Consider the following 20993-nt stretch of genomic DNA (forward strand, 5'->3'; position numbering starts at 1 on the left):
CGGTTCACGTATCCAGGTTACCCGCCAGGAACTGATGCAAGCGCTGCCCCATCACCGAACCCTCATTTCCCAGACAAGCGATCGGCGATCCCGCCAGGCTTTCCTGCGCCAGGTCGGATGCATCGCCGGCCAGCAACAGGGGACAATCCAGGCCCATCGCCAACTTGGTCAGCCGTCTGGGCAATTCGGTGGCCGGTGCATGATTGGAGACCAACACCAACGCCAACGGCCGGATCTTCTGGCAAACCAGCGTCAGTTCATCAAAGGGCTGCCCGACGGTCATGACCCGCACGCCCACCTCTGCCTTGGAAACGAACAGCGCTGTTACCAGCAACTCCAACTCCCGGCATTGACCAGCAATGGCACTGACCAGCACTCGCCGCGAGGTTGCCTCACGCTTGAGCAAGAGACGGTGCATGACCCGCGAACGCAAGAAACCGTCGAAGAACAGCCATTCGCTGGTATGCCCGAACTCATGCTGGCGATGCAGCAGGTCTCGCCAGAGCGGCATCAGAATGTCCTGGAATACCACGGGCTCGGCGTAACTCGAGAAAATCTTTCCGTAGACACGATCCAGTTCAATGTCGTCAAAATTGCCGACCGCATCCGACACCTGCTGCTGCCAATCGCTGTAATCGGCACGAACCAGATCGGGTGAAATAAACCTGGAGACTGGCCGTACCGATTCGGTTTTCGCAAGGATCCTACCCACCTTGCTCACGGCGACCCCGCGCTCGATCCAGGCGAGAATGCTCCGCACCTTTTCGATATCGATCAAAGAATACAAGCGATGCCCGCTTTCGGTGCGTGTGGGCTGGATCAGGCCGTAGCGACGCTCCCATGCACGCAAGGTCACCGGGTTGACCCCCGTCAACCGGGCGACTTCCCGAATCGGAAGCAAATCCTCGCGGGTCGAAGCGACAGATGCCTGAGAAGGGTGGTTTTCCTCGACTATCGCGCTCATTTGCCTGGATTTCCCAGCTGGAAAATTGGATCCCAGTTTACCCCTTTCCTGCCATGGGCTGACAAGGACAAACACGTCCGCCCTGCGGATTCGTTGTTTATTGCTCGAAAGGAACAATGCTCGCGCACCCTGCTACCAGGCGCAGCCCAACGCCCACGGGGCGTTTTTCCCATAGCGCTCGTTACAAAGCGAAACAAAATGTCTGGGTCCCCGGTCAAGGGAACCGGTCTCGAAATCGTTAACCCCTGACAGCGCCCCAGCGCTGTACTCGTCTTTACGCATAGGAGGCGCCGGCCGTCGCTGTTATAGTTTTTGCTTGTGCCGCGAACCGAGCCGAACCGTCCCATGTCCACCGCCCCGATCCTGATCACCGGCGCAGCCCAACGCGTCGGCCTGCACTGCGCCCGACGTTTATTGGAGGACGGGCAGCCGGTCATAGCCACTTACCGCACCGAACGCCCGGGCGTGCAGACGCTGCGGGACCTGGGGGCCACGGTGCTGTTTGCCGATCTTGCCAGCGAACCGGGAATCCTGGCGTTCATCGATCTGCTCAAGCAGCACACCGACCAGTTGCGAGCCATCGTGCACAACGCCTCGGCCTGGCTGGCAGAGACGCCGGATAGCGAAGCCACCGCGTTCAACGCCATGTTTGGCGTCCATATGCTCGCGCCTTACCTGATCAACCTGCATTGCGCCGAGCTTCTGCGCCGTTCGGTCCCAGCGGATATCGTGCACATCAGCGATGACGTGACACGCAAAGGCAGCAGCAAGCACATCGCCTATTGCGCCACCAAGGCCGGCCTCGAAAGTCTGACACTGTCATTTGCGGCGAAGTATGCACCGGCCATCAAAGTCAACGGTATCGCCCCGGCCCTGCTACTGTTCAATCCCGGCGACGACCCAACCTATCGTGCCAAGGCCCTGGCCAAGTCCGCGCTGGGTATCGAGCCCGGCAGCGAAGTCATGTACCAGAGTTTGCGTTATCTGCTGGATAACTCATATGTCACCGGCACGACCCTGACGGTAAATGGCGGGCGGCACATCAAGTAGTCACGGTTCGAGGAAGTATCCATGGCGCTTTCGCCCCAGCATTACCGTGAGATCCTGATCGGCCTGGGCGAAGACCCGGAGCGCGAAGGCCTGCTGGATACTCCGGTGCGCGCGGCCAAGGCCATGCAGTACCTGTGTCATGGCTACGAGCAAAGCGTCCAGCAGATCGTCAACGGCGCTCTGTTTGCTTCCGACAGCGATGAAATGGTGATCGTCGCCGACATCGAGCTTTATTCACTGTGCGAACATCACCTGCTGCCCTTCATCGGCAAGGCCCATGTGGCTTATATTCCAACGGGCAAGGTCCTGGGGCTGTCGAAGGTCGCCCGGCTGGTGGACATGTTCGCCCGCCGCCTGCAAATCCAGGAGAATCTCACCCGGCAAATTGCCGACGCCGTGCAGGAGGTCACCCAGGCTGCCGGCGTTGCGGTGGTGATCGAAGCCCAACACATGTGCATGATGATGCGCGGTGTGGAAAAACAGAACTCGACCATGAACACCTCGGTGATGCTCGGTGCCTTTCGCGAATCCAGCACCACGCGTCAGGAGTTTCTGCAATTGATTCGACGGAGCCAATAAATGCCTCAACTTCAACCCGCCATGGCGCGTATCAAGGTCAAGGACCTGCGCCTGCGTACGTTCATCGGCATCAATGAGGATGAAATCCTCAACAAGCAGGATGTGCTGATCAACCTGACCATCCTCTACGCGGCTCAAGAGGCCGTGCGCGACAACGACATCGACCACGCCCTGAACTACCGCACCATTACCAAGGCAGTCATTGCCCATGTGGAAGGCAATCGCTTCGCCCTGCTCGAACGCCTCACCCAGGAGTTGCTGGACCTGGTCATGGCGAACGAGTCGGTGCTGTACGCCGAGGTCGAAGTCGACAAGCCACACGCGCTGCGCTTCGCCGAGTCCGTATCGATCACGCTCGCAGCAAGCAGGGCTACTCCGTAGCCGCCAACAGTCTCAAGCTGTAACCTTCAAGCCTGAACACCGCAAACCAACTTGCAGCTTGAAGCTCGCCGCTTGAAGCTGTCTCGCAGAGACCCTCATGAACGACCAACAACGCCTCGAACTTGAAGCCGCCGCTTTCCGCCGGCTGGTTGCCCACCTCGACAGCCGCAAGGATGTGCAGAACATCGACCTGATGAACCTCGCCGGTTTCTGCCGCAACTGCCTGTCCAAGTGGTACAAGGCCGCCGCCGATGAGCGTCAGGTCGAGGTCAGCCTCGATGATGCGCGCGAAGTTGTCTACGGCATGCCCTATGCCGAATGGAAAGCCCAATACCAGAAAGAAGCCAATGCCGAGCAGCAAGCGGCGTTTGCCAAAGGAAACCCCGATGCTTGACCTGAACACTTTCCGCGCCAGCCTCGAGAGCGGTGAGCATGTCTTTGCCGACACCCTGGCGTTCATTGCCGAAGGCTACGACTACCAGCCCCAGGCCTTCGACAACGGTGGCGTGAAGAACGCGGCCGGGCAGAACGAAGGCTCCTGCAAGACGTTGGGCCTGGCACTGCTTGAGGGCTTGAGCGACAAAGAGGCGCTCCTGGCATTCGGCGAGCATTACCGTTCGGTACTGAACACGCCCGAAGGAAGCGACCACGGCAATATCCGCGCGTTGATAGCCCATGGGTTGGCGGGCGTGAAGTTCGAAGCCCAGCCATTGCAACGCCGCTGATTCACCCGCTGCCGTAGCGAGGGAGCTTGTTCCCTCGCTACGGGGAATACGTCTCAAGTTAAGTGGCACCTCACCACATCCCGACTTTTATGATTGACCCGGCGACTTTATTTCGTTTGCCGGGCACTGCTTCTCGCGGCTTAGATAAGGCAAATCCTTTCTTCTTCCGAGCCGTCATCCATGAGCCGCGACAGCATCAGCCAATCGATTTCCTTCGTTCACCCCGTCAGTCTCAGCCACGGGAAAAATGCCGAGGTCTGGGATTGCGACGCCAAGCGCTATATTGATTTCGTGGGTGGCATCGGCGTGTTGAATCTGGGGCATTGTCATCCTCGCATCGTCGAGGCGATCCGCGAGCAAGCCACCCGCCTGACGCACTACGCCTTCAATGCCGCGCCCCACGCGCCTTACCTCCAATTGATGGAGCGCCTGGCCGCATTCATCCCGGTCGGTTATCCGGTGAGCGGCATGCTGACCAACAGCGGCGCCGAAGCGGCTGAAAACGCCTTGAAGATCGTGCGCGGCGCCACGGGACGCACTGCCGTGATTGCTTTCGACGGCGGCTTCCATGGGCGAACCCTCGCCACCCTCAATCTCAACGGCAAGGTCGCGCCGTACAAACAGAAAGTCGGCGTACTGCCCGGACCGGTCTATCACCTGCCCTACCCCAGCCACGACAATGGCGTGACGTGCGCCGAAGCGCTGAAAGCCATGGACAGGCTGTTCAGCGTCGAGATCGATGTAAACGACGTGGCCTGTTTCATCGTCGAGCCGGTGCAGGGCGAAGCCGGTTTCCTGGCGATGGACGTGGCGTTCGCCCAGGCGTTGCGGCAGTTCTGCGACGACAAGGGCATCGTGCTGATCGTCGATGAGATCCAGTCCGGTTTCGGCCGCACCGGCCAGCGCTTCGCGTTCTCGCGACTGGGGATCGACCCGGACCTGATCCTGCTGGGCAAAAGCATCGCTGGCGGTGTCCCTCTGGGGGCGGTGGTAGGGCGCAAGTCGCTGATGGATAACCTGCCAAAGGGTGGGCTCGGTGGCACCTATTCCGGCAACCCCATCGCCTGCGCCGCCGCGCTGGCAACGCTGGATGAAATGACTGACGCCAATCTCCACGCGTGGGGCGCACAACAGGAAGAAGCGATCGTCAGCCGCTACGAGTCGTGGCGCCGCCGTGGGCTGTCGCCGTACCTGGGCCGCCTGACCGGCGTCGGCGCCATGCGCGGGATCGAACTGGCCCACGCCGATGGCACCCCGGCCCCGGCACAACTGACACAACTGCTGGCCCTGGCACGTGAGTCGGGCCTGCTGCTGATGCCCAGTGGTAAATCGCGGCACATCATCCGGCTGCTGGCGCCGTTGACGACCGAAGCGGCGGTGCTGGAAGAGGGCTTGGACATCCTGGAGGCGTGCCTGGCGGAACTGGCCTGATCAAGGTGTTCCTGACCACACATAACCTTGTGGGAGCGAGCCTGCTCGCGATCGCGGTATATCAGCCAACATCGACATTGACTGGTCTGACGCCATCGCGAGCAAGCTCGCTCCCACAGAAACCGCCCATGAAGTTGCGTTAAATACCAAGCACAAAAAAACCGGCCGAAGCCGGTTTTTTTTAATGCCCGATGAATCAGAACGAAACGTTCTGCAGGCCGTCCAGGTAACGTTCGGTGTCCAGGGCCGCCATGCAACCAGCGCCAGCCGAGGTGATGGCCTGGCGGTAGACGTGGTCGGCCACGTCGCCGGCGGCGAAGATACCTTCGACGCTGGTGGCGGTAGCGTTGCCGTCGCGGCCACCCTTGACGACCAGGTAGCCGTCCTTGAGCTCCAGCTGGCCTTCGAACAACGAAGTATTCGGCGTGTGGCCGATGGCGATGAATACGCCGTCAACCTTGATTTCTTCGAAGCTGCCATCGTTGTTCTTCAAGCGCGCGCCGGTCACGCCCATGTTGTCACCCAACACTTCGTCCAGGGTCGCGTTAAGCTTGAGGATGATCTTGCCTTCGGCGACGCGGGCGTTGAGCTTGTCGATCAAAATCTTCTCGGCGCGGAAGGTTTCGCGACGGTGAACCAGGGTGACCGTGCTGGCGATGTTGGCCAGGTACAGCGCTTCCTCGACCGCGGTGTTGCCGCCGCCGACCACCGCCACGGGTTTGTTGCGGTAGAAGAAACCGTCGCAGGTAGCGCAGGCCGAAACGCCTTTGCCCATGAACGTTTCTTCCGACGGCAGGCCCAGGTAACGAGCGCTGGCGCCGGTGGCGATGATCAGGGCATCGCAAGTGTAGGTCGCGCTGTCGCCGGTCAAGGTGTATGGCTTGGCGGCGAAATCCACGGCATTGATGTGGTCGAAGACGATCTCGGTCTCGAAGCGCTCGGCGTGTTCTTTCATGCGCTCCATCAAGGCCGGGCCGGTCAGGCCGTGGACGTCGCCTGGCCAGTTGTCGACTTCGGTGGTGGTGGTCAATTGACCGCCGGCTTGCATGCCGGTGATCAACAACGGCTTGAGGTTGGCACGTGCCGCATAAACCGCGGCGCTGTAACCGGCAGGGCCGGAACCGAGAATAATCACACGCGAATGACGGACTTCAGACATGACCTGCTCCTGTTGACCGGACCCTGCGGCCCGGAACGCCGGCTGAGCGGCGGGAATAAAAAAAGACTGTTGATGCACTTGGGGAAGGCTTGGGTTCGACAGTCCTGTAAAAAGAATGGGTGCAGCGTATCGAGGGACCGAAGATTAAGGAAATACGGTTTAACAATCCAGCTCATAGGTGAGCTCTATCCGCCGCGACGTCGCCGATAGCGACAAACCTGCGCTAAACCTTTGTTACACGCCGTGTCGCGACTTTCCCGCACAAGGCAAAGTCGGTAAGGTCGGGCGCGTCCACTACCCTTGGAGCCACTTATGCCCGCCCCCGTCCTGTCCGGCCCGCAATATTTGCGCGAAGGGCTCAAATTGGTCCTGAGCCCCAGCCTGCGCCTTTTTGTTCTGCTGCCGCTGGTTGTCAACCTGGTGCTGTTCGTCGGGCTGATCTACCTCGCCGGCCACCAGTTCAGCTTGTGGGTCGACACGCTGATGCCGTCGCTGCCGGATTGGCTGAGTTTCCTGAGCTATGTCCTGTGGCCTCTGTTCGTCGTCCTTGTGGTGCTGATGGTATTTTTCACTTTCACAATGCTTGCCAACATCATCGCGGCGCCTTTCAACGGTTTTCTCGCCGAGAAGGTCGAAGTGGTAGTGCGCGGCACGGATGATTTCCCAGCGTTCAGTTGGGGCGAGTTGGTCGCCATGGTCCCGCGCACCCTGGCTCGAGAGGCGCGCAAGCTCGGTTATTTTCTGCCCCGGGCCCTGGGGCTGTTCGTGCTTTCGTTCATCCCGGTGGTCAATCTGGTGGCCGCGCCACTGTGGTTGCTGTTCGGGATCTGGATGATGGCGATCCAGTACATCGACTACCCGGCGGACAACCACAAGCTGGGCTGGAACGAAATGCTCGCCTGGCTGCGGGAAAAGCGCTGGCAGAGCCTGGGTTTTGGCGGCAGCGTGTACCTGGTGCTGCTGATTCCCTTCGTGAACATTCTGATGATGCCGGCGGCGGTGGCCGGGGCGACGTTGTTCTGGGTGCGGGAGCAAGGCGCCGAGACGGCGCTGGCGCGACAGGGCTGACCCGGTCACGAATCCGTCATCCTGACGTCACACTGGCGAAACGGCCCCGGTCGACACTGGGGCCATGACCACACTCCTGCACGTTACGCTCGTCACCGAAACCTTTGCGCCGGAAATCAATGGCGTAGCCAATACCCTGGGTCGTCTCCATGACGGTTTGCGCGCCCGCGGGCATCGGGTAGAACTGATTCGCCCTCGCCAGGCGGGAGACCAGGGTCTGACCAGTGATGACCAATTGCTGCTGTGCCGGGGCTGGCCATTGCCGGGGTATCCGGGTTTGCAGTGGGGACAGGCTTCGATGCACAAGCTGTTGCGGCGCTGGAAGCGTCATCGCCCGGACGTGTTGTATATCGCCACCGAAGGGCCGCTGGGCTTGTCTGCGTTGCGCGCCGCGCGGCGCCTGGGTATTTCGGTGGTCAGTGGCTTCCATACCAACTTCCAGCAATACACCCAGCAATACGGCCTCGGCCTGCTGAGCCGTGGGCTCACGCATTACTTGCGCTGGTTCCATAACCGCTCAAGCCTGACGCTGGTGCCCAGCGTCAGCCAGCGCCTGGAACTGGAACGCCGGCATTTCGAACGCGTGGCATTGTTGTCCCGTGGCGTGGATAGCCATTTGTTTCATCCGGCCAAACGCTCAGCCGCCTTGCGCAAGAGCTGGGGCCTGGATGATGACGCTATCGCGGTGCTTCATGTGGGACGCCTGGCGCCGGAAAAAAACCTGGCGCTGCTCAAACGCAGTTTCGACACCCTGCGCAGTGCTTTTGCGACACGGCAAATCAAACTGGTGATCGTTGGAGACGGCCCACAGCGGCTCGCTCTCGAGCAACAACTGCCCGAGGCGATATTCTGCGGGGCGCAACGTGGCGAAGCGCTGGCCGCCCATTACGCGTCCGGGGATGTGTTTGTCTTTCCGAGCCTGACCGAAACCTTCGGCAACGTTGTGCTGGAAGCACTGGCATCCGGGCTGGGCGTGGTGGCCTACGACCAGGCCGCGGCGGCGCAGCACATCCGTCATGGCTATAACGGCGTATTGGCGATGCCTGGGGATGAAGAGGCATTTTGCGACGCGGCCCGTTGGCTGCTGGAAGAGCCAGAGGCCTTGCGTTGCGTGAGGCTCAACGCGCGCCAGCATGCCAGCCGCCAGGGCTGGGGGGCGGTGATCGAGCAGTTCGAGGCGTTATTGCGAAGCGCTTGTGTCGGCGAGCAGGTGCTGCCTGCTGCGCCGACTGTGCGTTGATTATCCGATGATGCCGAGGCAGCCATCGCGAGCCTGCTCGCGAAGGCAGACGCCGCTTACACCAAGGTCATCAACGCCTCGCGACTGAACGGCAGGATGTCCTGCTCACGCCCGTCACGCACTTTCTGCGCCCAGTCGGGATCCACCAGCAGAGCACGGCCCACCGCCACCAGGTCGAACTCTTCCTTGTTCAGGCGCTCCAGCAGGTTTTCCAGGCTGGCCGGTTGGGCAACCTTGTCGGTATTGACCATGAACTGCAGGAACTCGCCGTCCAGGCCGACGCTGCCGACGGTAATCGTTGGCTTGCCGGTGAGCTTGCGGGTCCAGCCGGCCAGGTTCAGGTCCGAACCGTCGAACTCAGGCTCCCAGAACCGACGCGTGGAGCAATGGAAAATATCCACGCCGGCATCGGCCAACGGCTTGAGGAACGCTTCCAGCGCCTCAGGCGTCTGCACCAGGCGCGCGGTGTAGTCCTGCTGCTTCCATTGAGAAAATCGGAAAATGATCGGAAAATCTTCGCCCACCGCAGCGCGCACGGCGCGGATCAGCTCGATGGCGAAGCGCGAACGGTTGGCCAGGTCGCCGCCGTAACCGTCCGTGCGCTGGTTGCTGCCTTCCCAGAAAAACTGATCCACCAGATAGCCGTGGGCGCCGTGGATCTCGACGCCGTCCATGCCGATACCCTTGGCATCTTTTGCCGCTTGGGCGAAGGCGGCGATGACTTCGTCGATGTCTGCCTGGGTCATGCCGTGAACCACGACCTGGCCATCCTTGAGCTTTGCAGTCGGGCCATAGCCTGGTACGGCGCCGTCCGGCTCGGTACCGAGGCGTCGGACATTGCCTACGTGCCACAGTTGCGGAACGATCTTGCCGCCTTCGGCGTGCACCGCATCGACTACTTTCTTCCAACCCGCCAGCGCGGCGTCACCGTAGAAATGCGGTACGTTCGGGTAGCCATTGGACGCCTTGTGACCGACCGTCGTGCCCTCGGTGATGATCAGGCCAACCCCGGCCGCCGCGCGACGACGGTAGTACTCGATCACCTTGCTGTTCGGTACGCCGCCCGGCGAAAAGGAACGGGTCATCGGCGCCATCACGACCCGGGTCGGCAGCTGGAACGTGCCGAGCTGAAAGGGTTTGAACAGGGCTTGTACAGGCATGGGGCACTCCACGGGATCGGTCACGGTTCATATATGACGACGATAATATGGAGCCGAAGCAGTGATGGGTAGCACTATTGATTGGAGTGATTAAGGATCAGAAGGGAGCCGAGAGAACGCTTTTGTTTTGAGGTCCGCAATACGTGGCGAGGGAATTTATCCCCTCGCCACAAAGGTTCGCCTGACGGTTTAGCTCAGGGCTTTTTCGATCGCCTGGATCACCGCAGGATCATCGGGCGGCGTGCGTGGCGAGAAACGCGCCAGCACCCGGCCGTCCTTGCCGAGCAGGAATTTTTCGAAGTTCCAGGTGATGTCTCCAGGGAACTCGGCGCCCTCGCCCGCCAGCAGACGATAGAGCTGATGACGTTCGTGACCGTTCACTTCCAGCTTGCTGGACAGCGGGAACGTCACGCCATAGTTGAGGCTGCAGAATTCCTGGATTTGCTGCTCGGTTCCAGGCTCCTGTGCGGCGAACTGGTTGCAGGGCAGGCCCAGCACACTGAAGCCCTTGTCCTTGTACTGCTGGTAGAGATTTTCCAGCGCCGCGTATTGAGGCGTCAGGCCACATTTGGAGGCAACGTTGACCACCAGCACGACTTGCCCTTTGAACGGTGCCAGAGGAAGCTCCTGACCATCCAGGGTTGTCAGTTTAAGGTCGTGGAAAGCACTCATGACGAAACTCCAGGGTTTGCAGATCTTTTCGATACAGCCATGGGTGATGCTAACAGCAAGCGACTAAAAAGGCGCCGTATGGCGCCTTTCCAGTTCACTGGTTCCTTGAACGTAGCGCAGGAATCAGTGGTGATGGCCGCCTTCGCCATGGACGTGGCCATGGGCAACTTCTTCCTGGCTGGCGTCACGGATATCGACGATCTTGACTTGGAAGTTCAAGCGCTGGCCGGCCAACGGGTGGTTGCCGTCAACGGTGACGTCATCGCCGTCCAGGTCGCGAATGGTGACGATCTGCATCTGGCCATCCGGCGCCGAAGCGTGGAACTGCATGCCGACTTCCAGCTCATCCACACCTTCGAACATGCTGCGGCTCAGGGTGCTGACCAGTTCGGCGGAGTACTCGCCGTAGGCGTCTTCCGGCTCGACGGTCACGTTCAGCTCGTCGCCGGTGGTTTTGCCTTCGAGGGCTTTTTCCAGCCCCTGGATAATGTTGCCTGCACCATGCAGGTAGACCAGCGGAGCGCCGCCGGCAGAGCTGTCGATGACCTCACCAGCGTCGTTGGTCAGGGTATAGTCGATGGAGACAGCCTTATTGGCGGCGATCAGCATGGGGCGAGACCTTTTGCATAAGAATGAAGAACGGACAAGTCTAAACAAGGATTTGCCCGAAAGCGAACGGAACCCGGACAAACGGGCTAGCTCGAACAGACCAACGGTCACGGGTTTCCGCCAGGATGAGGACGGACACTGGGTCGTCGAGCTGTCTTGCGGCCACACTCAGCACCTGCGCCACCAGCCACCGTGGCAATCCCGGGCCTGGGTACTGGACCCGGCGCAACGTATTGAAAAAATCGGCCAGCCCTTTGCTTGCGGCTGGTGCGCTCAAGGCCCGGTTAGCGATAACCTTGGCGACTGAATTGTGGGTAGATGACCAGTCATAGGTCGCGCCCTGGTGCCCTGTTTCGCAAATACAGGGCACTGGCCATGCACCCTTAGAGAATCCGCATGCAAACTTTTTTTATCGCACCCACCGATTTTGGCGTGGGCCTGACCTCCATCAGCCTCGGGCTGGTGCGTACCCTGGAACGGGCCGGGCTCAAAGTCGGCTTTTTCAAACCCATTGCCCAGCCTCATCCTGGCGATACCGGCCCGGAACGCTCCACCGAACTGGTGGCCCGCACCCACGGCCTCAAACCGCCGCAACCGCTGGGCCTGGCTCACGTGGAGCGCATGCTCGGCGATGGCCAGCTCGATGAGCTGCTGGAAGAAATCATCACCCTCTACCAGCAGGCCGCCGTCGGCAAGGACGTACTGGTCGTCGAGGGCATGGTCCCGACCCGCAGCGCGAGCTACGCCGCCCGGGTCAACCTGCACCTGGCCAAGAGCCTGGACGCCGAAGTGATCCTGGTGTCGGCGCCGGAAAACGAAGTGCTGACGGAGCTTTCCGGTCGCGTCGAGTTGCAGGCACAACTGTTTGGCGGCCCCAAGGACCCCAAAGTCCTCGGCGTGATCTTGAACAAGGTTCGCACCGACGAAAGCATGGAGGCGTTCACCGCGCGCCTGAAGGAACATTCGCCGTTGCTGCGCAGCGGCGACTTCCGCCTGCTCGGCTGCATCCCGTTTCGCCCCGAGCTCAACGCCCCGCGTACCCGCGATGTGGCCGACCTGATGGGCGCGCAGGTGCTCAATGCCGGCGACTACGAGACGCGGCGCATGAGCAACATCATCATTTGCGCCCGCACCATGCGCAACACCGTGGAACTGCTCAAGCCCGGCGTACTGGTGGTGACCCCTGGCGATCGCGACGACATCATCCTCGCCGTGAGCCTGGCGGCGATCAATGGCGTACCGCTGGCCGGCCTGCTGCTGACCAGCGACACCCTGCCCGATCCACGCATCATGGACCTTTGCCGCGGTGCGTTGCAGGCCGGGTTGCCAGTGCTGTCGGTGAGCACCGGCTCGTACGACACCGCCAATCTGCTCAACGGCTTGAACAAGGAAATCCCCATCGATGACCGCGAACGCGCGGAAATAATCACCGATTTTGTCGCCAGCCACCTGGACGCCCGATGGCTGCACCAGCGCTGCGGCACGCCACGGGAGATGCGCCTGTCACCGGCGGTGTTCCGCTATCAACTGATCCAGCGCGCCCAGGCTGCCAACAAACGCATCGTATTGCCGGAAGGCAGCGAACCGCTGACAGTGCAAGCCGCCGCCATTTGCCAGGCGAGGGGCATCGCCCGCTGCGTGTTGCTGGCAAAACCGGCCGACGTCGAGGCCGTGGCCCGTGCCCAGGGTATCGAACTGCCGCCGGGGCTGGAGATTCTCGACCCGGATGTGATTCGCGAGCGTTACGTCGAGCCCATGGTGCGGCTGCGCAAGAGCAAAAGCCTGAACGCCCCCATGGCCGAGCAGCAACTGGAAGACACCGTGGTGATCGGCACCATGATGCTGGCGCTGGATGAAGTGGACGGGCTCGTCTCCGGCGTCATCCACTCCACCGCCAACACCATCCGCCCGGCGTTGCAATTGATCAAGACCGCGCCGGGCTGTTCGCTCGTGTCGTCGGTATTCTTCATGCTGTTTCCCGAGGAAGTGCTGGTGTATGGCGATTGCGTGATGAACCCGCACCCAAGCGCTGCGGAACTGGCCGAGATCGCCTTGCAAAGCGCCGACTCCGCCGCGGCGTTCGGCATCACGCCACGGGTCGCGATGCTCAGCTATTCCAGCGGTGAGTCGGCCAGCGGCGAAGAAGTGGAAAAGGTCCGCGAAGCAACGCTGCTGGCCCATGAGGCGCAACAGGGGCTGTTGATCGACGGCCCGCTGCAATACGATGCCGCCGCCAACGAAGCCGTGGCACGGCAACTGGCGCCCAACAGCCAGGTCGCAGGTCGGGCCACCGTGTTCATTTTCCCGGACCTCAATACCGGCAATACCACCCACAAGGCCGTGCAGCGCAGCGCCGATTGCGTCAGCCTCGGGCCAATGCTGCAAGGTCTGCGCAAGCCCGTGAATGACTTGCCGCGTGGCGCCCAGGTCGATGACATCGTCTACACCATCGCCTTGACCGCGATTCAAGCCGCCAACCGACCTCTGGATATTTAAATGCTGGATTTCCTGCCTCCCCCTGTACGGGGCGTGATCGCCTCGCTGCTGTTGGCGTTGAACACCATCGCCTGCTGCACGCCGCTGTTCATCGTGGCGATCTTCAAACTGTTGCTGCCCTTCCCCGCTGCCCAGCGTTTTACCGACTGGCTGATGAGCCATATCCACGAAGCCTGGATCAGCAACAACAAGGCCTGGATGAACCTGTTGCGCCGTACCCGCTGGCATATCAGCGGGCTGGAAGGCCTGGACTACCAACACTCATATCTGGTCACCAGCAATCATCAAAGCTGGGTCGACATCATGGTGTTGCAGTACGTCCTGAACCGACGCATCCGACCGTTGAAGTTTTTCCTCAAGCAAGAGCTGATCTGGGTGCCGGTGATTGGCCTGGCCTGGTGGGCACTGGGCTTCCCGTTCATGAAGCGTTACTCCAAGGCTTACCTGGAAAAACATCCGGAAAAGAAAGGCAAGGACCTGGAAACCACCCGCAGGACCTGTGCGAAATTCCGCAACAACCCGGTGGGTATTTTCAATTTCGTTGAGGGCACGCGCTTCACCGAAAGCAAGCATGTCCAGCAGCAATCACCGTTTCGCTACCTGCTCAAGCCCAAGGCCGGCGGCATCGCGTTTGTGCTCGATGCGATGGGCGAACAATTGGAGTCGATCATCAACGTGACGATTCATTATCCGGGCGGCCGCCCGGGGTATTGGGATTTGCTCTGCGGCAACGTTGGCGAGGTGGTGGTGCACTTCCAGGAGCTGAAGATACCGCCGCAGTTCATTGGCAAAAGCTACGACCACGACGGGGAATATCGCCTGGAGTTCCAGGGTTGGATCAACCAGCTGTGGCAGGACAAGGATGCGCTGCTTGAGCAGATGCATCGCGAATATCCCGACAAGTCTTGAGGTGGCTGCACCGGCCTCATCGTCGGATCGCCGCCCGGAGCAAGCTCGCTCCCACAATGGTCACTGCTGAGGCAAATACCTGTGGGAGCGAGCTTGCTCGCGATGGCGTCCCTCCAGACAACAAAAAAGCCCGCCGATGATCACTCATCGGCGGGCTTTTACTTGCCGCTTGCAGCTGTTTCCCTTAGATCGCGCCACGCTTGCGCAGCAGATCCAGCACTTGCTTGACGCTTTCTTCCAACGTCAGCGACTGGGTGTCGATCACCAGGTCGGCATCCAGCGGCACGTCGTATGGGAACGACTCGCCCGGAATGTTATCGCCGGCAGCCGCGTACAGCCCTTGTGGATCACGCTGGGCACATACCGTTGGCGAGGCCTGGACGTAGACGGTCACCAGGCGCTCGCGGCCGATCAAGTCCTTGGCCTGTTCACGGCCTTCGGCACTCGGCGCGACGAACGCAGCCAGGGTCAGCAGGCCGGCTTCATTGAACTGACGGGCGACGTGAGCCGCACGACGCCAGTTCTCGGTACGTCCGGCACGGTCTTGCGGCAGCCCCTTGTTCAGGTCGTGGCGCAGGTTCTGGCCATCGAGTACAAACACCGCACGGCCCATGTCGAACAGCTTGCGTTCCACCGCATAGGCCAACGTGCTCTTGCCCGCGCCCGACAGGCCGCTGAACAGCACCGTGGCCGGCTGCTGGCCGAAGCGCTGGGTACGTTCTTCCACCGACACATGGGCCAGTTTGCCGTGGTGCGTGCTGCTGCCGTGGGCCAGCGGCTGGGCCACGATCATGCCCGCGCCCACGGTGCCGTTGGTCAGACGGTCGATGACGATGAACGCGCCAGTGGTGCGGTTGCTCTCGTAACCGTCCAAGGCGATCGGCGCATCAAGGGCGATCTTCACCTTGCCGATTTCGTTGAGTTGCAACGCGCTGGCCGGACCTTCCTCGAGGGTGTTCACATCGACTTTGTTGACGATGCTGGCAATCGAACCGGGCACGTAGCTCGTGGCGCGCTTGATGTCGTATTTCTTGCCCGGGAGCATCGGCTCCTCGGCCATCCACACCAGCATCGCTTCGAAGCTGTCGGTGACCGGCGGGACATTGTCGGCGTGCACCAGCAGGTCGCCACGGGAGATATCAATCTCGTCTTCCATGGTCAGCGTGACAGCCTGACCCGGGCCGGCGTGCTCCAGCTCGCCTTCGAAGGTGACGATGGATTTCACGCGGCTGCTCTTGCCGGAAGGCAGCACCACCACTTCGTCGCCCTTGTGCACGATGCCGCTGGCGAGGGTGCCGGCGAAACCGCGGAAGTTCAGGTTCGGACGGTTGACGTACTGCACCGGGAAACGCAGGTCGGTGAAGTTGCGATCGCCCGCCACTTCCACGGTCTCGAGGATTTCCATCAGCGACTGGCCGGTGTACCACGGCGAGCGCTCGGACTTGTTCACCACGTTGTCGCCCTTGAGAGCGGACATCGGCACGAAGTGCATGCTGGTGGGCTTCATCTTCAAGCCTTCGGCGAACTTGAGGTAGTCGGCCTTGATCGACTCGAACACGCCCTGGTCGAAGTCCTTGAGGTCCATCTTGTTGATGGCCACGACGATGTGCTTGATGCCTAGCAACGAGGCGATGAAGCTGTGGCGACGGGTCTGGGTCTGCACGCCGTAGCGGGCATCCACCAGGATGATCGCCAGGTCGCAGGTGGAAGCACCGGTGGCCATGTTGCGGGTGTACTGCTCATGGCCGGGGGTGTCGGCGATGATGAATTTGCGCTTGGCGGTGGAGAAATAGCGGTAGGCGACATCAATGGTGATGCCTTGCTCGCGCTCGGCCTGCAGACCATCGACCAGCAACGCCAGGTCGATATCGTCACCGGTGGTGCCGACTTTCTTCGAATCACGGGTAATGGCTTCCAGGTGATCTTCATAGATCATCTTGGAGTCGTGCAGCAGGCGCCCGATCAGGGTGCTCTTGCCGTCATCGACGTTACCGCAGGTCAAAAAGCGCAGCAGCTCTTTACGCTCGTGCTGGCCCAGGTAGGCGAGGATGTCCTCGCTGATCAAATCAGATGCGTGCGACATGACAACCCCTTAGAAATAACCCTGACGTTTTTTATCTTCCATCGAGCCTGCGCCATCGTGGTCGATGACCCGGCCCTGGCGCTCGGAAGTTCGCGTCAGGAGCATTTCCTGGATGATGTCCGTCAGGCTCTCGGCCTCGGACTCCACCGCGCCCGTCAACGGGTAGCAGCCAAGGGTACGGAAACGTACTTTCTTCTTGACGATTCGGGCTTTGTCTTCGTCGGACAGGTGCTCGAGGATGCGCTCGTCATCGATCATGATCAGCGTGCCGTTCTTCTCGATCACTTCACGCTCGGCGGCGAAGTACAGCGGCACGATCGGGATGCCTTCGAGGTAGATGTACTGCCAGATGTCCAGCTCGGTCCAGTTCGACAATGGGAAGACGCGGATCGACTCGCCTTTGTTGACCTTGCCGTTGTAGACGTTCCACAGCTCCGGGCGCTGGTTCTTCGGGTCCCAGCGGTGCTTGCTGTCGCGGAACGAGTAGACGCGCTCCTTGGCGCGGGACTTCTCTTCATCACGACGGGCGCCACCGAAGGCTGCGTCGAAACCATGCTTGTCGAGCGCCTGTTTCAGGCCCTCGGTCTTCATGATGTCGGTGTGCTTGGCGCTGCCGTGGGTAAACGGGTTGATGTTCTGCGCCACGCCGTCCGGGTTGATATGGGTGATCAGGTCCAAGCCGAGTTCTTCGACCATGCGGTCGCGGAACTTGTACATTTCCTGGAATTTCCACCGGGTGTCGACGTGCATCACCGGAAACGGCAGCTTGCCGGGGAAGAACGCCTTGCGTGCCAGGTGCAGCATCACGGCGGAGTCTTTACCGATGGAGTACAGCATCACCGGGTTATCGAACTCGGCGGCCACCTCGCGGATGATGTGGATGCTTTCCGCCTCCAGCTGTTTCAGATGCGTCAGTTTGTCGACCATGGCTACTCACGAAAGCTTTCTTATGAACGGCCAGCGGGCCGTGTTCGAGCGGGGAATCCTAGCACAGCGACCTCTTCTAATCAGGGCGCCAACTAGATCGAAACAGCATATGGATATGCCCGGTGGTTCGGGCCTCGCATTTGCTTTTCTGTAGGGGCGAGCAAGCTCGCTCCCACAGGGATAAGTGCCCACAGCGTTTATAGGCAGTCAGATCGGATTCGGGCAGTCGATGAAGATATGTTCCAGCGCAAAACGCCGCGCCAGGTAGTCGCCCAGCGCCTGGACGCCGTAGCGCTCGGTCGCATGATGCCCGGCGGCGATGAAGCTGATGCCGTTTTCCCGCGCGCTGTGGAAGGTCTGCTCGGACGCCTCGCCACTGAGGTACAGATCGACGCCGGCCAGTACCGCCTGGTCGATGTAACCCTGGCCGCCACCGGTACACCAGCCGACTCGGCGGATCATCTGCTCACCTTCTATCAGCAACGGCTCGCGGCCCATGACTTCCTGGACCTTGCGGGCGAAATCCCGAGGCGTCATCGGTTCGGACAGAGAACCCACGAGGCCGACGATCTTTGGATTATCCGGATCCAGCGGCCCTTCGACGGTGATGTCCAGTTGTCGGGCAAGTTGTACGTTGTTGCCGACTTCGGCATGCAAGTCCAGGGGCAAGTGATAGGCCAGCAGGCTGATATCGTGCTTGAGCAAGGTTCTCAGGCGCCGCTGCTTCATCCCGGTGATGCAGGGATTCTCGCCCTTCCAGAAATAGCCGTGATGCACCAGGACCAGGTCGGCCTCGGCCTCCACGGCAGCATTGAGCAACGCCTGGCTGGCCGTCACGCCGCTGACGATACGCATCACCTGCGGGGCGCCTTCGACCTGCAAGCCGTTGGGGCAATAATCGGCGATCCGGCTGCTTGCCAGGTAACGGTCCGCTTCTTCTACCAGGGTGTTCAGGGCGACGGCCATGAAAAGACTCCTAAATATCCCGTCCAGAGGCGCGCGCGGCCTCGTATAATGCGCGACATTATGGGCGGTCCCATCCCGCCTGCAACCTTTGTAGGACGTGCTTAATGTTCAAGGCGCTGCGTTTTTCCGGCTGGCCGCTGTTGGCCGGCGTGCTTGTCGCTTTATTGATTATCCAGCGCTACCCGGAATGGGTCGGGCTGCCAAGCCTCGACGTCAACCTGCAACAAGCGCCCCAAGCCAAGGCGCCGCAGCAGGGGCCGGTGTCCTATGCCGACGCGGTCACCCTGGCGGCGCCGGCGGTGGTGAACCTGTACACCACCAAAGTCATCAACAAGCCCAACCACCCGCTGTTTGAAGACCCGCAATTCCGGCGTTTTTTCGGCGACAACTCGCCCAAGCAGAAGCGCATGGAGTCGAGCCTGGGCTCGGGTGTGATCATGAGCCCGGAAGGTTATATCCTGACCAACAACCACGTCACCAGCGGTGCCGACCAGATCGTGGTAGCGCTCAAGGACGGCCGTGAAACCCTGGCCCGGGTGATCGGCAGCGATCCGGAAACCGACCTCGCGGTACTGAAGATCGATCTGAAGAACCTCCCCGCGATCACCATCGGCCGTTCCGACAGCATCCGCATCGGCGACGTGACCCTGGCAATCGGCAACCCGTTCGGCGTTGGCCAGACCGTGACCATGGGCATCATCAGCGCCACCGGCCGAAACCAACTGGGCCTGAACAACTACGAAGACTTCATCCAGACCGACGCTGCCATCAACCCTGGCAACTCCGGTGGCGCCCTGGTGGATGCCAACGGCAATCTCACCGGGATCAACACGGCGATCTTTTCCAAATCCGGTGGCAGCCAGGGCATCGGTTTTGCCATTCCGGTGAAGCTGGCCATGGAGGTAATGAAGTCCATCATCGAACACGGCCAGGTGATTCGTGGCTGGCTGGGCATCGAGGTCCAACCGCTGACCCAGGAACTGGCGGAGTCGTTCGGCTTGTCCGGGCGACCCGGCATCGTGGTGGCGGGCATCTTCCGCGACGGTCCGGCGCAGAAGGCAGGCCTGCAATTGGGTGATGTCATCCTGAGCATCGACGGCGAACCGGCCGGCGATGGCCGGCGCTCGATGAACCAGGTGGCGCGGATCAAACCCACCGACAAGGTCACGATTCAGGTCATGCGCAACGGCAAGGAACTCAAGCTCACGGCTGAGATTGGCCTGCGCCCGCCACCCGCGCCGGTGGTGCTTAAGGAAGAACAGTAAGCACGCCACTTTGGCGAGATTACTTGGCGAGGGGATTTATCCCCTCGCCACATCTTCTCGATATCCAGCGACCACAACCACACCTGAAATTACAGATAGCATAAATTCTCATTAGTAGTGTTATATTGTTTCAATGCTAAAAATTGGAACAACATAACATGTCATCTCTGAAACGGATTTCCGTTGCCAGCCTCACCCTGGGGTTGCTCGGCGATCCGGCTTTTGCCGAAGAAATCCAGCCCCTGGAACTGGACGCCATCAATGTGCACCTGGCCAGCCATTACAAGCAGGGTGAACTCTGGGGATTCGCTTCCGAAGCGCGCCCGTTGAATGCCGACGGCCACACGGTGAACCGTCGTTACCGCGAGCGAGACAACAATTGGCACGACAGCATTACTCAACTTGAAGGACGGGGGATGTTCGACCTCGGGGCCTGAACCTGAACAACATTTTCGACGAAAAATACTACGAACGCTCCTACAGCAATTACTGGGTCACGCCCGGCGATCCACGCAACTTCACTGTCAGCCTCACCCTCGATCTATAAGGAAGTCAGCATGAAATACCCCAAGACCTTCACCCTGCTCGGCCTGCTCCTGGCCACCCAGGCTTCGGCCCATGGCCTGTGGACAGAACAGCGACGCGGCAACATCGAAGTGATCTACGGTCACGGCGCCGAGGACAACGCCTTCAAGGCGAAGAAAATCAGTGGCGCCTGGGCCTACGACCTGGGCGGCAACATGATCCCCGTCACCGTGGAGCGCCTGCCGGACCACGCTCGCTTGCAACCCCTCAAGCCGCCGGCCGTGCTGGCCGTCGCCCTGGACAACGGCATGTGGTCACAGACCGCCGACAAGAAGTGGATCAACGAAGGCCGCAGCAAGGTACCCGGGGCGATCGAATCGACCCAGACCTTCAAGTACAGCCTGGCGATCTATGAGCCGGGAGCGAAGCTGCCGAAACTGGATCAGATCAAGTTCGTCATCGTACCGGAAGTCGACCCACTGACCGTCGGCCCCGGCCAGCCCTTGCCGGTACGAGTGCTGATCGATGGCAAACCTGCCGCTGGCGTGAAACTGGTGGGCGACTATCGCAGCGCGCCAGGTACTGTCACCACGCAAACCGACGCCGAGGGACGGGCCAAGGTACCGGTACGTAATGAAGGGTTGAATGTCATTGCCGCGCAGATGGAAATCCCGCTCAAGGACAATAAGGATGTCGCGACGCGCGGGGTGTTTACGTCGCTGACGTTCCTTGGCGAGCCGCATCACGAGTAAGCGCTGAAATTGTGGGAGCTGATCTGGCCACT

At 60.7% G+C, this 20993-nt stretch carries 22 protein-coding genes; 14 read left to right on the forward strand and 8 right to left on the reverse strand.

What is annotated here, in order from left to right:
* Window positions 1-4: 4 nt before the first annotated feature.
* Window positions 5-964: a MerR family transcriptional regulator gene (locus tag ACLK1G_RS11165; protein WP_420765490.1), complete on the reverse strand. Its 960-nt coding sequence runs from the start codon at window positions 962-964 to the stop codon at window positions 5-7.
* A 345-nt stretch (window positions 965-1309) separates the two neighbouring features.
* Between ACLK1G_RS11165 and folM the strand changes: the two genes are divergently transcribed.
* The 6 genes from folM to ACLK1G_RS11195 all read left to right on the forward strand — a co-directional run bounded on the left by folM (window position 1310) and on the right by ACLK1G_RS11195 (window position 5130).
* On the forward strand, window positions 1310-2014 hold the full coding sequence (gene folM, locus ACLK1G_RS11170; protein WP_420765491.1) for a dihydromonapterin reductase: 705 nt from the start codon (window positions 1310-1312) through the stop codon (window positions 2012-2014).
* 21 nt (window positions 2015-2035) lie between these two features.
* On the forward strand, window positions 2036-2593 hold the full coding sequence (gene folE, locus ACLK1G_RS11175) for a GTP cyclohydrolase I FolE (RefSeq protein WP_420765492.1): 558 nt from the start codon (window positions 2036-2038) through the stop codon (window positions 2591-2593).
* Window positions 2594-2974, forward strand: coding sequence for a dihydroneopterin triphosphate 2'-epimerase (gene folX, locus ACLK1G_RS11180; RefSeq protein ID WP_420765493.1), 381 nt, complete (start codon window positions 2594-2596; stop codon window positions 2972-2974).
* A 97-nt stretch (window positions 2975-3071) separates the two neighbouring features.
* Window positions 3072-3368: a DUF1244 domain-containing protein gene (locus tag ACLK1G_RS11185; RefSeq protein WP_420765494.1), complete on the forward strand. Its 297-nt coding sequence runs from the start codon at window positions 3072-3074 to the stop codon at window positions 3366-3368.
* Entirely contained in the window at window positions 3361-3699 is a 339-nt protein-coding gene (locus ACLK1G_RS11190) for a HopJ type III effector protein (protein WP_420765495.1), read from the forward strand. The genes ACLK1G_RS11185 and ACLK1G_RS11190 overlap by 8 nt, the downstream gene beginning before the upstream one ends.
* A gap of 180 nt (window positions 3700-3879) precedes the next feature.
* Window positions 3880-5130, forward strand: coding sequence for a 2-aminoadipate transaminase (locus ACLK1G_RS11195; protein ID WP_420765496.1), 1251 nt, complete (start codon window positions 3880-3882; stop codon window positions 5128-5130).
* 196 nt (window positions 5131-5326) lie between these two features.
* Here ACLK1G_RS11195 and trxB read toward each other — a convergent pair whose 3' ends face one another.
* Window positions 5327-6289 (reverse strand): thioredoxin-disulfide reductase, encoded by a 963-nt coding sequence (gene trxB, locus ACLK1G_RS11200; RefSeq protein ID WP_420765497.1) that lies wholly within the window; start codon window positions 6287-6289, stop codon window positions 5327-5329.
* Between the two features lie 312 nt (window positions 6290-6601).
* Between trxB and cysZ the strand changes: the two genes are divergently transcribed.
* Window positions 6602-7357, forward strand: a complete 756-nt coding sequence (cysZ, locus tag ACLK1G_RS11205) for a sulfate transporter CysZ (RefSeq protein WP_420765498.1) — start codon at window positions 6602-6604, stop codon at window positions 7355-7357.
* 64 nt (window positions 7358-7421) lie between these two features.
* Window positions 7422-8597, forward strand: coding sequence for a glycosyltransferase family 4 protein (locus ACLK1G_RS11210; RefSeq protein WP_420765499.1), 1176 nt, complete (start codon window positions 7422-7424; stop codon window positions 8595-8597).
* Window positions 8598-8653: 56 nt separating this feature from the next.
* On the opposite strand, the gene ACLK1G_RS11215 is transcribed toward ACLK1G_RS11210, so the two are convergent.
* The 3 genes from ACLK1G_RS11215 to ACLK1G_RS11225 all read right to left on the reverse strand — a co-directional run bounded on the left by ACLK1G_RS11215 (window position 8654) and on the right by ACLK1G_RS11225 (window position 11038).
* On the reverse strand, window positions 8654-9757 hold the full coding sequence (locus ACLK1G_RS11215; RefSeq protein WP_420765500.1) for an NADH:flavin oxidoreductase: 1104 nt from the start codon (window positions 9755-9757) through the stop codon (window positions 8654-8656).
* A gap of 189 nt (window positions 9758-9946) precedes the next feature.
* Window positions 9947-10429, reverse strand: a complete 483-nt coding sequence (locus ACLK1G_RS11220) for a glutathione peroxidase (RefSeq protein ID WP_420765501.1) — start codon at window positions 10427-10429, stop codon at window positions 9947-9949.
* A gap of 123 nt (window positions 10430-10552) precedes the next feature.
* Window positions 10553-11038 carry an FKBP-type peptidyl-prolyl cis-trans isomerase gene (locus ACLK1G_RS11225; protein ID WP_265066092.1) on the reverse strand — a complete coding sequence of 162 codons (486 nt, stop codon included), beginning with the start codon at window positions 11036-11038 and terminating at the stop codon, window positions 10553-10555.
* Here ACLK1G_RS11225 and ACLK1G_RS11230 point away from each other — a divergent pair.
* The 3 genes from ACLK1G_RS11230 (at window position 11007) to yihG (ending at window position 14443) form a co-directional block, all read left to right on the forward strand.
* Window positions 11007-11345 carry a DUF3565 domain-containing protein gene (locus tag ACLK1G_RS11230; RefSeq protein ID WP_420765502.1) on the forward strand — a complete coding sequence of 113 codons (339 nt, stop codon included), beginning with the start codon at window positions 11007-11009 and terminating at the stop codon, window positions 11343-11345. The genes ACLK1G_RS11225 and ACLK1G_RS11230 overlap by 32 nt on opposite strands.
* An 89-nt stretch (window positions 11346-11434) precedes the next feature.
* The gene (gene pta, locus ACLK1G_RS11235) at window positions 11435-13534 is read left to right on the forward strand and encodes a phosphate acetyltransferase (protein ID WP_420765503.1); all 2100 of its coding nucleotides are present in this window, start codon (window positions 11435-11437) and stop codon (window positions 13532-13534) included.
* Window positions 13535-14443, forward strand: coding sequence for a 1-acylglycerol-3-phosphate O-acyltransferase, YihG family (yihG, locus tag ACLK1G_RS11240; RefSeq protein ID WP_420765504.1), 909 nt, complete (start codon window positions 13535-13537; stop codon window positions 14441-14443).
* 184 nt (window positions 14444-14627) lie between these two features.
* Here yihG and cysN read toward each other — a convergent pair whose 3' ends face one another.
* The 3 genes from cysN to ACLK1G_RS11255 form a co-directional block, all read right to left on the reverse strand.
* Window positions 14628-16526 (reverse strand): sulfate adenylyltransferase subunit CysN, encoded by a 1899-nt coding sequence (gene cysN, locus ACLK1G_RS11245; protein WP_420765505.1) that lies wholly within the window; start codon window positions 16524-16526, stop codon window positions 14628-14630.
* A gap of 9 nt (window positions 16527-16535) precedes the next feature.
* Complete coding sequence (gene cysD / locus ACLK1G_RS11250) at window positions 16536-17453, reverse strand: sulfate adenylyltransferase subunit CysD (RefSeq protein ID WP_030139871.1); 918 nt, start codon at window positions 17451-17453, stop codon at window positions 16536-16538.
* 207 nt (window positions 17454-17660) lie between these two features.
* Complete coding sequence (locus ACLK1G_RS11255; RefSeq protein ID WP_420765506.1) at window positions 17661-18419, reverse strand: Nif3-like dinuclear metal center hexameric protein; 759 nt, start codon at window positions 18417-18419, stop codon at window positions 17661-17663.
* Window positions 18420-18523: 104 nt separating this feature from the next.
* Between ACLK1G_RS11255 and algW the strand changes: the two genes are divergently transcribed.
* From algW to ACLK1G_RS11270, 3 genes are all read left to right on the forward strand, one after another.
* The gene (gene algW / locus ACLK1G_RS11260) at window positions 18524-19684 is read left to right on the forward strand and encodes a Do family serine endopeptidase AlgW (protein ID WP_420765507.1); all 1161 of its coding nucleotides are present in this window, start codon (window positions 18524-18526) and stop codon (window positions 19682-19684) included.
* 158 nt (window positions 19685-19842) lie between these two features.
* Window positions 19843-20121, forward strand: a complete 279-nt coding sequence (locus ACLK1G_RS11265) for a hypothetical protein (RefSeq protein ID WP_420765663.1) — start codon at window positions 19843-19845, stop codon at window positions 20119-20121.
* A gap of 120 nt (window positions 20122-20241) precedes the next feature.
* Window positions 20242-20961: a DUF4198 domain-containing protein gene (locus ACLK1G_RS11270; RefSeq protein ID WP_420765508.1), complete on the forward strand. Its 720-nt coding sequence runs from the start codon at window positions 20242-20244 to the stop codon at window positions 20959-20961.
* Window positions 20962-20993: the final 32 nt, after the last annotated feature.

Source organism: Pseudomonas algeriensis, assembly GCF_048847255.1.
GTDB lineage: Bacteria > Pseudomonadota > Gammaproteobacteria > Pseudomonadales > Pseudomonadaceae > Aquipseudomonas.

Coding starts and splice junctions, on each gene's coding strand:
- ACLK1G_RS11230 (WP_420765502.1), top strand. CDS start 11,007: ATGGAGACAGCCTTATTGGCGGCGATCAGCATGGGGCGAGACCTTTTG.
- folM (WP_420765491.1), top strand. CDS start 1,310: ATGTCCACCGCCCCGATCCTGATCACCGGCGCAGCCCAACGCGTCGGC.
- cysN (WP_420765505.1), bottom strand. CDS start 16,526: ATGTCGCACGCATCTGATTTGATCAGCGAGGACATCCTCGCCTACCTG.
- ACLK1G_RS11165 (WP_420765490.1), bottom strand. CDS start 964: ATGAGCGCGATAGTCGAGGAAAACCACCCTTCTCAGGCATCTGTCGCT.
- cysD (WP_030139871.1), bottom strand. CDS start 17,453: ATGGTCGACAAACTGACGCATCTGAAACAGCTGGAGGCGGAAAGCATC.
- ACLK1G_RS11195 (WP_420765496.1), top strand. CDS start 3,880: ATGAGCCGCGACAGCATCAGCCAATCGATTTCCTTCGTTCACCCCGTC.
- algW (WP_420765507.1), top strand. CDS start 18,524: ATGTTCAAGGCGCTGCGTTTTTCCGGCTGGCCGCTGTTGGCCGGCGTG.
- ACLK1G_RS11225 (WP_265066092.1), bottom strand. CDS start 11,038: ATGCTGATCGCCGCCAATAAGGCTGTCTCCATCGACTATACCCTGACC.
- ACLK1G_RS11185 (WP_420765494.1), top strand. CDS start 3,072: ATGAACGACCAACAACGCCTCGAACTTGAAGCCGCCGCTTTCCGCCGG.
- ACLK1G_RS11210 (WP_420765499.1), top strand. CDS start 7,422: ATGACCACACTCCTGCACGTTACGCTCGTCACCGAAACCTTTGCGCCG.
- ACLK1G_RS11270 (WP_420765508.1), top strand. CDS start 20,242: ATGAAATACCCCAAGACCTTCACCCTGCTCGGCCTGCTCCTGGCCACC.
- ACLK1G_RS11220 (WP_420765501.1), bottom strand. CDS start 10,429: ATGAGTGCTTTCCACGACCTTAAACTGACAACCCTGGATGGTCAGGAG.
- ACLK1G_RS11215 (WP_420765500.1), bottom strand. CDS start 9,757: ATGCCTGTACAAGCCCTGTTCAAACCCTTTCAGCTCGGCACGTTCCAG.
- folX (WP_420765493.1), top strand. CDS start 2,594: ATGCCTCAACTTCAACCCGCCATGGCGCGTATCAAGGTCAAGGACCTG.
- pta (WP_420765503.1), top strand. CDS start 11,435: ATGCAAACTTTTTTTATCGCACCCACCGATTTTGGCGTGGGCCTGACC.
- cysZ (WP_420765498.1), top strand. CDS start 6,602: ATGCCCGCCCCCGTCCTGTCCGGCCCGCAATATTTGCGCGAAGGGCTC.
- trxB (WP_420765497.1), bottom strand. CDS start 6,289: ATGTCTGAAGTCCGTCATTCGCGTGTGATTATTCTCGGTTCCGGCCCT.
- yihG (WP_420765504.1), top strand. CDS start 13,535: ATGCTGGATTTCCTGCCTCCCCCTGTACGGGGCGTGATCGCCTCGCTG.
- folE (WP_420765492.1), top strand. CDS start 2,036: ATGGCGCTTTCGCCCCAGCATTACCGTGAGATCCTGATCGGCCTGGGC.
- ACLK1G_RS11265 (WP_420765663.1), top strand. CDS start 19,843: ATGTCATCTCTGAAACGGATTTCCGTTGCCAGCCTCACCCTGGGGTTG.
- ACLK1G_RS11190 (WP_420765495.1), top strand. CDS start 3,361: ATGCTTGACCTGAACACTTTCCGCGCCAGCCTCGAGAGCGGTGAGCAT.
- ACLK1G_RS11255 (WP_420765506.1), bottom strand. CDS start 18,419: ATGGCCGTCGCCCTGAACACCCTGGTAGAAGAAGCGGACCGTTACCTG.